Origin of the sequence: Rahnella sp. PD4 (assembly GCF_049199325.1) — a bacterium.
GTDB classification, from domain to species: Bacteria; Pseudomonadota; Gammaproteobacteria; order Enterobacterales; family Enterobacteriaceae; genus Rahnella; species Rahnella perminowiae.
The window spans coordinates 178,594-191,366 of sequence record NZ_JBLZQF010000005.1; the positions used below are offsets into that span (position 1 = coordinate 178,594).

At 51.6% G+C, this 12,773-nt stretch carries 12 protein-coding genes; 3 read left to right on the forward strand and 9 right to left on the reverse strand.

The window, feature by feature from the left end:
• Window position 1 precedes the first annotated feature (1 nt).
• Genes rhuM through ACOZIO_RS14840 form a run of 3 tightly spaced genes read right to left on the reverse strand, consistent with a single transcriptional unit; the run spans window position 2 to window position 3,747 of the window.
• Window positions 2–1,000, reverse strand: a complete 999-nt coding sequence (rhuM, locus tag ACOZIO_RS14830; RefSeq protein ID WP_047609881.1) for a RhuM family protein — start codon at window positions 998–1,000, stop codon at window positions 2–4.
• Window positions 993–2,234 (reverse strand): restriction endonuclease subunit S, encoded by a 1,242-nt coding sequence (locus ACOZIO_RS14835; protein WP_421595452.1) that lies wholly within the window; start codon window positions 2,232–2,234, stop codon window positions 993–995. The genes rhuM and ACOZIO_RS14835 overlap by 8 nt, the downstream gene beginning before the upstream one ends.
• The gene (locus ACOZIO_RS14840) at window positions 2,227–3,747 is read right to left on the reverse strand and encodes a type I restriction-modification system subunit M (RefSeq protein WP_421595454.1); all 1,521 of its coding nucleotides are present in this window, start codon (window positions 3,745–3,747) and stop codon (window positions 2,227–2,229) included. Before ACOZIO_RS14840 ends, ACOZIO_RS14835 begins: the two co-directional genes overlap by 8 nt.
• A gap of 192 nt (window positions 3,748–3,939) precedes the next feature.
• Here ACOZIO_RS14840 and cytX point away from each other — a divergent pair, with 192 nt between their 5' ends.
• Window positions 3,940–5,193 carry a putative hydroxymethylpyrimidine transporter CytX gene (gene cytX, locus ACOZIO_RS14845; RefSeq protein ID WP_217157725.1) on the forward strand — a complete coding sequence of 418 codons (1,254 nt, stop codon included), beginning with the start codon at window positions 3,940–3,942 and terminating at the stop codon, window positions 5,191–5,193.
• Window positions 5,194–5,264: 71 nt separating this feature from the next.
• On the opposite strand, the gene mqo is transcribed toward cytX, so the two are convergent.
• A complete protein-coding gene (gene mqo, locus ACOZIO_RS14850; RefSeq protein ID WP_129991502.1) occupies window positions 5,265–6,917 on the reverse strand; it encodes a malate dehydrogenase (quinone) in 1,653 nt (550 codons plus the stop codon).
• A gap of 45 nt (window positions 6,918–6,962) precedes the next feature.
• On the opposite strand from mqo, the gene ACOZIO_RS14855 reads away from it, so the two are divergent.
• Window positions 6,963–7,241: a hypothetical protein gene (locus ACOZIO_RS14855; protein WP_266059519.1), complete on the forward strand. Its 279-nt coding sequence runs from the start codon at window positions 6,963–6,965 to the stop codon at window positions 7,239–7,241.
• 47 nt (window positions 7,242–7,288) lie between these two features.
• Here ACOZIO_RS14855 and ACOZIO_RS14860 read toward each other — a convergent pair whose 3' ends face one another.
• The 5 genes from ACOZIO_RS14860 to ACOZIO_RS14880 all read right to left on the reverse strand — a co-directional run bounded on the left by ACOZIO_RS14860 (window position 7,289) and on the right by ACOZIO_RS14880 (window position 11,694).
• Window positions 7,289–8,929, reverse strand: coding sequence for a malate:quinone oxidoreductase (locus ACOZIO_RS14860; protein WP_129953903.1), 1,641 nt, complete (start codon window positions 8,927–8,929; stop codon window positions 7,289–7,291).
• Between the two features lie 303 nt (window positions 8,930–9,232).
• On the reverse strand, window positions 9,233–10,009 hold the full coding sequence (locus ACOZIO_RS14865; RefSeq protein WP_421595457.1) for an anti-sigma factor family protein: 777 nt from the start codon (window positions 10,007–10,009) through the stop codon (window positions 9,233–9,235).
• Window positions 10,006–10,461 carry a sigma-70 family RNA polymerase sigma factor gene (locus ACOZIO_RS14870; RefSeq protein WP_235173521.1) on the reverse strand — a complete coding sequence of 152 codons (456 nt, stop codon included), beginning with the start codon at window positions 10,459–10,461 and terminating at the stop codon, window positions 10,006–10,008. The genes ACOZIO_RS14865 and ACOZIO_RS14870 overlap by 4 nt, the downstream gene beginning before the upstream one ends.
• An 80-nt stretch (window positions 10,462–10,541) precedes the next feature.
• Window positions 10,542–11,084, reverse strand: a complete 543-nt coding sequence (locus ACOZIO_RS14875; protein WP_421595459.1) for a tetratricopeptide repeat protein — start codon at window positions 11,082–11,084, stop codon at window positions 10,542–10,544.
• A gap of 31 nt (window positions 11,085–11,115) precedes the next feature.
• Window positions 11,116–11,694: a cytochrome b gene (locus tag ACOZIO_RS14880; protein ID WP_129953910.1), complete on the reverse strand. Its 579-nt coding sequence runs from the start codon at window positions 11,692–11,694 to the stop codon at window positions 11,116–11,118.
• Window positions 11,695–12,025: 331 nt separating this feature from the next.
• On the opposite strand from ACOZIO_RS14880, the gene ACOZIO_RS14885 reads away from it, so the two are divergent.
• Complete coding sequence (locus ACOZIO_RS14885; protein ID WP_129953911.1) at window positions 12,026–12,772, forward strand: flagellar brake protein; 747 nt, start codon at window positions 12,026–12,028, stop codon at window positions 12,770–12,772.
• Window position 12,773 lies beyond the last annotated feature (1 nt).

The following is a 12,773-nucleotide window of genomic DNA, read 5'->3' on the forward strand; positions in this document are numbered from 1 at the left end:
GTTAATCCTTTTTCTGCTGTAAACGCTTTTCGAGCTGATCCAGTTGTTCCAGTTCAATCCGGTCAGCCTCCAGGGCATCATGCTTTTTGCGCTGCTGATCAAAAATTTCATAGCACTGATGTGCTTTTAAGGTCATTTGTTCACGACTCACTGAACCCGCGCGTTTTAAAATCGGCTGATCGTTAAATGCCATGAATTTATCGATGTATTCCTGCCAGTCACTTAATACTAAGTGCTGTTTTCTTTCCGCACGGAATTCTGCAAATTCAAAGAACATTGAAACCTGACGGTTAAGGCTGTCCAGTTCATCGTTACTAAGATAATTCTTCGCCACCACCACATCGGCTTTACGTACACGCTGCCCTTTGAAACTGAACAGGTTCATATTCGGCTTATCCGGGTCAGCTCTTTGTACAATTAATTCAGCAGCCGTAAAACCCGTTACAGCAAAAAACAACTTATTTTGTACTTCGGCAAACAACAGAGAGGTTTCTTTTTCATTGGCGCGATAATCTTCAGACAGCGCCAGCAAGTCACGAATTTTTTGATAGAAACGTAATTCCGAAGAACGTATCTCACGAATGCGTTCAAGCAGTTCATCAAAATAGTCCCATTTAGGATCTTTAAGACGCTCGTCATCCATTACCACGCCTTTAGACAAATACTCACCCAGCGTCTGAGTCGCCCAGCGTCTGAACTGTGTGCCTCTTGTCGAGCGAACCCGATAACCTACGGCAAGAATTAAGGGCAGCGCATACAGCTGAGTCAGGTACTCTTTTCCGTCACTGGCAGTTGTCAACTTACGGTTGACAACTGCCTCCTCAGCCAGCTCCTTCTCTGAGAAAATGCTTTTCACATGCTTGCTGATATTTTGCTTACTGGTCTGGTAAAGCTCGGCGATTTCCAGCTGTGTCAGCCACACCTGACCGCCAAGCTGACGCAGGGTAAACTGCGCCATGCCGTCTTCACTGGTATACAAAATTACATCATTTTCAGGCATCCATGCATTCCTCTGTGGTGTTAATTTTCACCCGGCGCTTACCGGTCAGTAATTGCTGCATCAACGCGGCCTTTTCCTGTTTCAGGAAGGCCAGTTTCTTTTGCAGCAGATCGATTTCATTATCGGCAGCGGTAAGAACGGCGGCGATTTTTTGTTGTTCCGGGAGTGGGGGAAGTTTTACAGGATAAAGTTTCAAGTAATCAGTAGTAACACGCTTCTGCCCTGCAGAACCTTGCATATTTGCCTCACCTCTAACGCGAAACTCATCTGTATTTGTAATGAAATAAATAAATTTAGAGCTAGTATTTACCTTTGAGCGCAATACATGAAATTCTGTACTTCCAAACCCAATTTCGTTTATTAACTTATCGAGGTAAGCCCCTTTACCATTTTCAAAACAAGGCGTTATTTTTGCGACTAAAACATCCCTAATTGAAAATGAGGTAAACCCTTTTTCAACATCATCATAATTCCGTACTTCTGTTTTGAGAAGCTTCGCACTTTCTGAAACTGAATCCATTGAGATAAATGAGACCAAACCATTCTCAGGGCGCGGTGCTTTTCGGGGATTAATATAGCAACAGTCTTCTAAAGTTGTGTTCGACCACTCCCCCTCAAACCCCGGCAACCGCTTTTTCCCCGTCAACAAAGTCTGCATCAGGGCTTTTTTTTGCTGCTGGCTGTTGCCGATCAGTTGTTCGGTGGTCGCAATCGCTTTATCCCAGGTTGAGAGGATTTGGGCGATTTTGGTTTGTTCTGGGAGTGGGGGGAGAAGTATAGGAAAATTACATACATCGTTCCTGGTAATATTTGGATCCTTTCTGCTACTCGCTGCGAATTCCTTCCACTTAGAGACGTTCCCATTTAGGTAGTTGAGTACATATTTGGGATCTGCGATTTCCTCATTTAAGATAAGTCCTGATAGCGCTTGGTTACTTGCAGATGGCTTCGTTATTAGGCCGGTACGACCAATTTGGTTAAAACCGCCATACATAGCTACAAGAACCGTATTAGCTGGAAATAAAGTACATGAAGTTTCTTTTAAAGCTAAGTCAGTAATTTCTTCATCAGTAATATGGATTTCGGAGTTATTTAAATCTAGGGTTTTCACCCAAGGAGTTCCATTTTGAGTAAAGTATCGCGTTCCCTTCGCCCTCAACGGTGTAGAACCAGACTTAATTTTAGCGATATTTTGAAGCTTTGTATTAACCCACCCCGCCGGAACCTTACTCATAACCCAGCTCCTTGAGATATCCCGCCATTTCCGCTTCCAGCGCATCAAGCTGAGCGGTTAACGCCAGACGCTCTTCACGCACTGCCGCCAGATCAATCTCTTCTTCTTCCTCGAAGGTATCGACATAACGCGGAATATTCAGGTTGTAGTCGTTTTCCTGAATTTCTTTCAGGCTGGCGATATAGGCGTATTTCTCTACGCTGCCGCCTTCGCGGTAAGTCGCGATGATTTTGGCGATATTTTCCGGGCTGAGCTCGTTCTGGTTTTTACCGGATTTATATTCCCGGCTGGCATCGATAAACAGCACGTTGTTGTCGATTTTATCTTTCTTAAAAATCAGGATCGCCGCCGGAATGCCGGTGCCGTAAAACAGTTTTTCCGGCAGGCCGATCACCGCATCGAGCAGGTTTTCTTCTATTAATTGCTGACGAATTTTCCCTTCACTGGAGCCACGGAACAGCACGCCGTGCGGCACGACGACGCCCATGCGACCGGTGGCAGGTTTCAGGGTTTCGATCATATGCGAGATAAACGCATAGTCGCCTTTGGTTTTTGGCGGAATACCCCGTTTAAAGCGGTTGAATTTATCAGTTTCCGCATCCGCATGGCCCCACTTATCCAGGCTGAACGGCGGGTTGGCGGTGACGATATCAAACAGCATCAGGTCGCCGTTTTTATCCAGCAATTTCGGGTTGCGGATAGTATCGCCCCACTCGATTTTATGGTTGTCTTCGCCGTGCAGGAACATGTTCATTTTGGCCAGCGCCCAGGTGGAGCCGATGGCTTCCTGACCGTACAACGCATAATGCTTTGAACCGTGATTAGTGCGCACACGGGCACCGCATTTGATCAGCAATGACGCCGAGCCACAGGCCGGATCGCAAATGGTATCGCCCGGTTGCGGATCCAGCAGCTCGGACATTAAATCCGACACTTCCGGCGGGGTATAAAACTCACCGGCTTTCTGCCCGCCACTGGCGGCAAATTTCTTGATCAGGTATTCGTAGGCGTTACCGATGACATCCAGCGTGCCGACGCGGCTCGGTTTAAGGTTCAGCTCCGGTTTATCAAAATGCTCGATAAGTTCGCGCAGAATGCCGTTCTTCTGCTTTTCTTCACCCAGTTTATCGGTGTTGAAAGAGATGTCCTGGAACACGCTTTTACCGGCATCCTTAAGTTTGGTGCCGTTGGCTTCTTCAATGGCGTGCAGCGCCTGATCGATACGTTCGCCGTTTTTGGCTTCGTGACGACGGGCGTAAATGGCGTAATAACTGGCATCACGCGGCAGAACAAAACGCTCACTTTTCATCAGCGCTTCGATCAGTTCCGGCGAATCACCATGCTCTTTCGCGTAGGTGTCGTAATGATCCTGCCAGACGTCGGAGATGTATTTCAGAAACAGCATCGTCAGGATGAAATCTTTATAGGTGTCTGCGCTGATGGTGCCACGGAACGTGTCACAGGCATCCCAAAGTGCTTTGTTAATGTCGTCTTGTTTAACTTTATCGTTCATTCGGGTCCGTCACTCTTTATCGTTCGGTGAAAAGCATGGCGGCATTCTACCCTTATCGCCACCGGGTCAAAATAGCGGTTTGGCCGGAGCGGGAAGATGCCCGCTGAAAAGTGCGCCTCTCCCCCGCCCTTCATCAGAATTTCACCGTAATATGCTATAACAGACATTCGCTTTAGCCACTAAATTAACCTCATGAAAAATAATGGCATTTATTCTCCTCAGGCGGCTGTCCCTGAGAAATCACGGGTGCTGGGCTGGCCTGATTTATTCTCGCTGTGGTTCTCGCTCGGTATGGGTCTGATGGTGTTGCAGGCCGGTGCTATTCTGGCGCCGGGCCTCGGGCTGGCGGGCTCGCTGGCAGCTGTTGTGCTGGGGTCCGCCGTCGGCGTTGCCCTGCTGGCGCTGGCCGGGGTGATCGGCGGGCAGACAGGTATGTCATCAATGGCATCGCTGAAGCTGAGTCTGGGCAAGCGCGGTGTGGCGCTGCCGGTGCTGTTTAATCTGATCCAGCTGATCGGCTGGGGCGCATTCGAAATTGTGGTGATGCGCGATGCCGCCAGTCTGCTGGCGAAACGGGCATGGGGCGACGGCAGTTTTTGGGCGAATCCGACGCTGTGGACGTTTATCTTCGGCGCCGTTGCCACGCTGCTGGCGGCCAGCGGGCCGCTGGCGTTTATCCGTCTGGTGCTGCGCCGCTGGGGGATCTGGCTGCTGTTGGCCAGTTGTGCGTGGCTGACCGGTTATCTGTTCCTGCATGCGGATTTATCGTCGCTATGGCATAAAGCCGGAGACGGTTCGATGCCCTTCGCGCTGGCCTGCGATATCGTGGTATCGATGGCGTTTTCGTGGCTGCCGCTGGTGTCGGATTACACCCGCTTCGGCAAATCTGCGCGGCAAAATTTCTGGGGGACTGCCTGCGGGTATTTCCTCGGCAGCGTGTGGATGATGGCTCTTGGCGTCGCGTATACCCTGGCCTTTGTCAGCATCTCAACCGATGCCAATGCGCTGCTGCTGGCGCTCTCAGGCGTTGCACTGGGCATCCCGCTGCTGTTGATTCTGGTGGATGAGCATGAAAATGCCTTTGCGGATATTCACTCGGCAGCGGTTTCTGCGGGTACTTCAGTACCCGTCAGCGTCGGTAAACTGACGCTGGGTATCGGCCTGCTGTGTACGCTGATCGCCTGGTCAGTGCCGCTGACGCAATACGAGAATTTCCTGCTGCTGATTGGCTCGGTATTTGCGCCGCTGTTCGGCGTGGTGCTGACGCATCATTTTGTTCTGCGCAGGCAGAGCCACGAGAATCTGAATATCCGTTCTGTCGCGGCCTGGTTTATTGGCATTGCGGTTTATCATCTGATGGCAAATCTGCTGCCGGATATCGGCGCGACTATACCTTCACTGCTGGTGGCGGGGCTGGTGTGCTGGGGATTAGGGCGTAAAGCCTGAGTTAACACCAGAAAAAAACCGCTCACCTGAGCGGTTTGTATTTTCAGAAATCAGAACTTACAGCGCAGAACTTACAAAGCAATATCCGCAGGCTGTTTTGGCTCTTGTTTTGCCTGAACATCGAGCGGACGCAACTGAACCACCTCGGCCACCGGTGTCGTGTTCATCGACGGCGTTTCCAGTTGCAGAATACGGCTGGTTTCCAGCAGTTCTTTTTCGGTCGCTTCCACATTGCCGTTCAGTTTGGTGCCATAAGACGGGATAATTTCCCGGAATTTGGCCTGCCATTCTGCACTGGCTGCGCGCTCCTTAAAGACGGTTTCCAGCAATTTCATCATGATCGGTGCGGCGGTTGACGCGCCCGGTGATGCGCCCAGCAACGCGGCGATACTGCCATCTTTCGCGCTCACCACTTCGGTGCCCAGACGCAACACGCCGCCGTGCCTGCCATCTTTTTTGATGACCTGCACACGTTGTCCGGCGACCCAGCGTTTCCAGTCTTTCTGTTCGGCCTCGGGGAAAAATTCTTTCAGCGCGGCATGACGGTCTTCATCGCTGAGCATCACCTGCCCGACCAGATATTTCACCAGATCAAAGTTACCCATGCCGACATGCGTCATCGGTAACAGGTTCGAGCTGTTGACGCTGCCAAACAGGTCCCAAAGGGAACCATTTTTCAGGAATTTACTGGAAAAGGTAGCGAATGGCCCGAACAGCAGAACCTGTTTGCCATCGATAATACGGGTATCGAGATGCGGAACAGACATCGGCGGTGCGCCCACGGCCGCTTTGCCGTACACCTTCGCCAGATGACGTTTCACCACATCCTGATTCTCTGTCACCAGGAATTCCCCGCCGACCGGGAAGCCGCCGTATTCACGCGCTTCCGGAATACCGGATTTTTGCAGCAGCGTCAGAGACGCCCCGCCCGCGCCGATGAACACGAATTTCGCATTCACCACATGGTGTTTGTGGCTGTGTTTGAGATCGGTAATGGTGACGCGCCAGGTTTTGTCCGGATTGCGCTGGATATCACGCACTTCCTGACAGTTTGCCAGCGTGAAGTTGGATTGTTTCTGCAACGCCTCGACCAGCTGACGGGTCACCTCACCGAAGTTTACGTCGGTGCCTGCCGTGGTGCGGGTTGCTGCCACTTTTTGCGCCGGATCACGGCCTTCCATCACGGCCGGGATCCACTGTCTGATTTGTTCCGGGTCTTCTGAATATTCCATCCCGCGGAACAGCGTGCTTTCCTGCAGCGCAGCAAAACGTTTGCGCAGGAAATCGATGTTGTCATCGCCCCAGACAAAGCTCATATGCGGCACGCTGTTGATGAACGAGCGCGGATTATTCAGCACACCTTTCTTAACCTGATACGCCATAAACTGACGGGAAACCTGGAAGGCTTCGTTGATCGCCACGGCCTTGGTGATATCGACAGTACCGTCCGGCATCAGCGGGGTGTAGTTCATTTCGGCGAGCGCGGCGTGGCCGGTCCCCGCATTATTCCAGCCGTTGGAGCTTTCCTGCGCCACACTATCCATGCGTTCGATCATATGGACTGACCAGTCCGGCTCGAGTTCCTGGAGATAAGTCCCCAGGGTTGCACTCATAATTCCGCCGCCGACCAGCAATACATCAACGGATTTTTCGTCTTCTGCGGCCGCAGGCTCGCTGGCACCCAGTGAGTCACGGTTGAGAAGCATACCAAGTATCTTTCTCATGACGTCTGTTTCTCTAAATGTTCAGTTTTGTTATGAATCGTTGTTGTGACTATCGAACAAGAAATTAGCAAAAAAACACGCGGGATCGTTACTGAAACTTCATTTTTTCAAATCATGACTAAGAATATAACATTATCACTACAAAAATTAAAAAAGGATTTAACGTTTCAAAAAAACAGGCAAACGGGATGTCGGATAGCGCTTCAGGCCGCATCACAGCTGGATTTGAAGGGGATTGGCAAGGTCATTCCGGGGGGCTTTCAGACGGTCAAAGAACGCGCTATTCGTGCTAAATCGGGTTTTGTGGGGAAAGCGAGATGTTAAAAAGGCGCGGTTGCCCGCGCCTTTGAAGGGTGGAGTGACGATACGGCTTAAAGCGCGACGTCAGCCACCACTTTTTGTTCTTTCTTCGGTGCAGAAGCATCCGCAGCCGGTGCCGGCTCTGCAGCTTTCGGTTGCGGATTGTCGAGCATCAGAACGCGGCTGGTGTCGCCCAGTTCTTTCTCGGTCGCCGCCACGTTGCCGTTCAGTTCGGTGCCATAAGACGGGATGATTTGCTTCAGCTTGGCCTGCCATTCCGGGGTGGCAACTTTGTCTTTAAACACTTTTTCCATCAGGTGCAACATGATCGGTGCTGCAGTAGATGCGCCCGGCGAAGCGCCCAGCAGCGCGGTAATGCTGCCGTCTTTCGAGCTGACCACTTCGGTGCCAAGACGCAGAACGCCGCCTTCTTTCTCATCTTTTTTGATGATCTGCACGCGCTGACCGGCTTCCCACAGACGCCAGTCTTCTTTCTTCGCATCCGGGAAATATTCACGCAATGCATCGAAACGGTCATCGTCGGAGAGCATCACCTGACTGACCAGATATTTCACCAGATCAAAGTTGTCGATGCCCACATGGGTCATCGGCATGATATTGGAGAAGTTCACGCTGCCGAACAGATCCCACAGGGAACCGTTTTTCAGGAACTTGCTGGAGAAGGTGGCGAAAGGCCCGAACAACAGAACCTGTTTGCCGTCCAGAATACGGGTATCAAGATGCGGAACGGACATCGGCGGGGAGCCAACTGACGCTTTACCGTACACTTTTGCCAGGTGGCGTTTCACCACGTCCGGGTTTTCGGTCACCAGGAACTCGCCGCCTACCGGGAAACCGCCGTAGTTATCCGCTTCAGGAATACCGGATTTTTGCAGCAGTGTCAGGGATGCGCCGCCTGCACCGATAAAGACAAACTTCGCTTTGATGACACTTTCTTTATCACCGTTTTTCAGATCGGCAACGGTTACGTTCCAGGTGTTATCCGGGTTACGTTTAATATCGCGGACTTCATGGCCGAGGCTCAGGGAGAAGTTAGGTTTCTTCTGTAATGAGGCCACCAGCTGACGGGTGATTTCACCGAAGTTCACGTCAGTGCCGATCGGGATACGGGTCGCCGCCACTTTCTGTGCCGGGTCACGTCCTTCCATTACCAGCGGGATCCACTGCTTGATTTGCGCCGGGTCTTCTGAATATTCCATGCCACGGAACAGCGTGCTTTGTTGCAGCGCGGCAAAACGTTTACGCAGGAAGTTGATGTTGTCGTCGCCCCAGACAAAACTCATGTGCGGCGTGCTGTTGATGAAAGAACGCGGGTTGTGTAACACGCCGTTCTCAACCTGATAGGTCCAGAACTGACGGGAAATCTGGAAGGATTCGTTAATTTCAACCGCTTTGGAGATATCGATGCTGCCGTCAGCTTTTTCCGGCGTGTAGTTCATTTCTGCCAGTGCAGAGTGACCGGTACCGGCATTGTTCCAGCCATTCGAGCTTTCCAGCGCCACGCCGTCCAGGCGCTCCACCATGTCGACTGACCAGTCTGGTTCTAATTCCTGAAGGTATGTCCCCAGCGTCGCGCTCATAATGCCGCCGCCGATCAGTAACACATCAACGGGCTTTTCATCTTCTGCGAACGCTGACTGGCTGAAAGCAACCACGTTAAGGCAGAGGATCATGGCGAGTATCTTTCTCATGACGTCTGTTTCTCTGAATGTTTAGTTTTAATTTTGCAGGTGAAAGCTATCCAGATTTCCCCTGGATAAACGAAATCAACAACCCGTTGCGGTGGGAAATAAACGATTATTTCCACAAATGATGAAAGGACAATAATGGGGAGTAACGAAAACCGCGGCTAAAAACGACAAATCAACCACATAAATGTTGCCGAATACTCATATTATTGAGATTTCGTAAACAATTTAACATTGTCGTTACGTGCATTAAAAATAGTTTAATACTTTAAATAATTACATAAGTTAGTGACGTGACGAAATTACTCACACCAGATTCGCCTGTAAAGCTGCGGCATGCGCGGCCAGAGTCGTTGCCGGGCTGTGGCCGATCAGCATGAAGTTGTAACCGGCAGTACGCCAGTAAACCACGTTCATACCCCGGCGTATTTCACGCTGCAATGACGTATTTTCAACGCTTTTGCTGCGCGTAATACACAACGCCATCGGGCCGTAACGCGCGTCAAGATAGGTAATTTGCGCAATATCATCATCGTCATAATGCAGCATACGGGCATCTTTAAGATCCGCGCCCTGCACCGCCAGCGCCGCAGGGCTCAGCGGGATCCCTAAGGTGTTTTGCACCCGCGCGAGCTGTATTTTTTGTTGCCCGGCAGAATCATAAACATCGGCCAGCGTCTGCGCGGTATACAGCGACATATAATCCGCCACGCGCGTCCGCCAGTTATCCTCAGAAGTAAAAAGTGTGGAGTAGCGTCCGGCCAGCAGCCCGACAGCCAGAAAACTTAACGACGCCGCAAGCAATGCGCGGCGGCTTAATCCAGGCGAACCGGTACCCCGTGCGTCAGGGATCGCATCGAGTGCGGCCTGCAATTTCCCGACCGGCGCTTCCTGCAACATCGCGCCAAACGCATCGTGGAACGGTAAATTGCTGCGTGACATCTGTGCCAGCCGCCGCGTCAGCACGTCATCCTGGCTCAGCTGTGCGTCAAACTTCGCGCGCTGAGATTCACTGAGCTGGTTATCGAGATAGGCAACCAGAACTTCATCAGCATAAGGCGCAGGCGCGATTTCACGGGTCATTTTTTCTCTCCCTGCTGCGGTTGAGTGGCGAGGTCTGCGTCTTTTGCCAGCGTCAGCCGCGCGGTCGCCAGACGGCTCATGATAGTACCGGCGGGCACAGACAGCGTCATCGCCGCCTCCTGATAGGTGAAACCTTCGACATACACCAGAAATACCGCATTGCGCTGGGCTTCAGGCAGGCGGTTCACCCGCTGCATCACCTGCGTGTGCCAGTGACGCTCTTCGAAAGACAGCGTATCAGCGGGGGTTTCCGTTTCGCTGACATCGGCAAAACCCTGTCCCTGACGGACGTGCTGCGCCCTGAGTTCATTCACCCATATGGAGTGCAGTATAGAAAAGAGCCAGCGGTCCGTGCCGGTACTGTCCTTAACCTGCGCGCAGCGTTCCAGCGCCCGCACGCAGGTGGATTGCACCAGATCGTCTGCCACATCGTGCTTGCGCGACAACACCATCGCGTAGCGCCACAGACGTGACAGGCACTGGCTCAGTTCAGAACGTAAGTCTGCCGGTGAGATTTATCGTTTCTCCGTGATCAGGATTCCGGATGGCCGGCGATGGCTGCGCTCAGATCGCGATATTCTTCGCAGCCGGTTCCGCACAAGCCTTTGATGGTCGCCAGCTGGGCTTTGGCGAGATCAGGACGCCCTTTAATCATATAAGCCTCGCCGAGATATTCCCGGACTTTGGCGTAATGCGCGTCAAGGGCAATCGACTTATGATAGTAGCTGATGCCTTCGTCGGTACGCCCGAGTTTACGCGTGGCGTAACCACGATAGTTCCAGGCCTCTTTGGTGTTCTGATCTTTGAGCGTATCCAGCACCGTCAGCGCTTCCTGATAACGGCCGGTTTTCGCCAGATGATAGGCGTACTGGGTTTTATCCTGATCGGAGATCATGCTGCCTTTATCCACCATGCAGCTTTTGGTTTTGCTGTCGTAGATTTGCCCCTTCGGGCAATCCGGCGTTTTTTTAGCGTCGGAATCATCCCCCATTGCATTCGCTGCCACGCTGAAAAACAGCAGATTGCCCGCCAGACACACAACTGACAACGCCTGCATTACCGTTTTTGTCTTCATAATGATGTCCTGTAGAGAATGAACTGATGACTTACGGGCGGCCCTGGCTGCCCGGTAACATGCGGCGCAGAATGCCGTCGCGAAGAACGTAATGATGGAAAAGTGCCGCCAGCGCATGCACGCCCGCAATAATAATCAGTGCCCAGGCCACATTGTTATGTAATGAGCCAAAGGTTCGGGTCATTATGCTGTCAAAATTAAATACGTCCGGGATCGGGAATAAACCGAAGAAATAGAAGGGTTCAGCCTGCGACCAGCGAAATAAAAAGCCCAGAATGATCTGCGTGATCAGCAATAAATAGAGCGCCAGATGGGTCAGATGTGCGGCGGCTTTCATCAGCGCGGGCATGGCGACGGGTTGCTGTTTACTGCGTCCGGTGCTGACTGTGAATAACCGCCACAGCAGACGCCCGGTGATAATGGCCGCCAGCAGAATCCCCACCGAAATATGCACGGATTGCAGCCCTTTACGCAGCGGTGTCCCGTGATCGAGGACTTCCCAGATATGTGCGCTGGCAAACAGAAAAATCACGGCCAGTGCCGTCAGCCAGTGCAGCAAAATCGTCAGCCCGTCGTAACGGTTGCGGAGAACAGAAGATGGAGTTTGCATAAAAACCGTGCCCGTAAGTGTTCGATATAAAGTAAACACCTGAGCACCGGTTTCTATTCGGTTAGGCGGGAAAAATAATTTTCCCCTGTTATGTATTGAGTGATAAAAAAGCTAAGGAAAAAATACACGTCAGCACATGAAAAGATAGCCTATATAAAGTCAGGGGGGGAAAATGGCCTGCCCGGCGCTGTAATTTCACTTTTTGATCCATAAAAATATCCGTTATTAGCGGATAAAGTTTTGTTCTGAGCCGCCGATAATCCGTAGCAGGTGCCCTGTATGGCAACGGCTGCGCCATAATTTTGCATTTATTTCTTATGAGGTGTGTCAGGTGAGCGAAGTGTCGAAAGAATCGTTTGCGAAGCGGAACACGCTGGCAATCTTGTCCGTTCTGCGTGACTTAAAGAAGAACCAGACCCTGGTCATGGTCAGCCATTCACGCGGGCAATTTATCAGTAAGATTCTGGATGTTGATGCTGACAATCATCAGTTCCTGTTCGATCTGGGCAGCTCAGATTACGAGAACAATCTGGCCGCTGAGGCCGACACACTGACGTTTGTTGCGGAACCGGCCGGGGCCAAGGTTGAGTTTTCCTGCAGCAAAGCCCGCCAGGTCAGCTACGAAGGTTTACCGACATTTACCTGCGATATTCCCCCGGTGTTGTATTTTATTCAGCGTCGTGAATATTTCCGCGTGAGTGTGCCGTGGATACCGGATTACCGGTGCAGCGGAACACTGCCTGATACTTCTGAGTTTGCTTATCGCGTGCGTGATATTTCACTAGGCGGGCTGGGGCTGGAAATTGAAGGAGCAACGCCACCGGAAATCACCGAAGGGTCAATGTTGAAAGATTCGCTGATTCAGTTAGCGGAACTGGGAACCTTCACATTGGATTTGCAGTATCTCGGCGCGATGGTGCGTAAGACAGTGAGCAACAAAGGCGAAACCGTGACATCGCAACGACTGAGTTTCAGGTTTCCGCATTTATCGCCCGCACAGGAACGCGACCTGCAACGGGCGATTTTCGAGCTGGAAAAACAGCAACATATGAAAGCAAAGCGTTTCCAGCACGATTAAC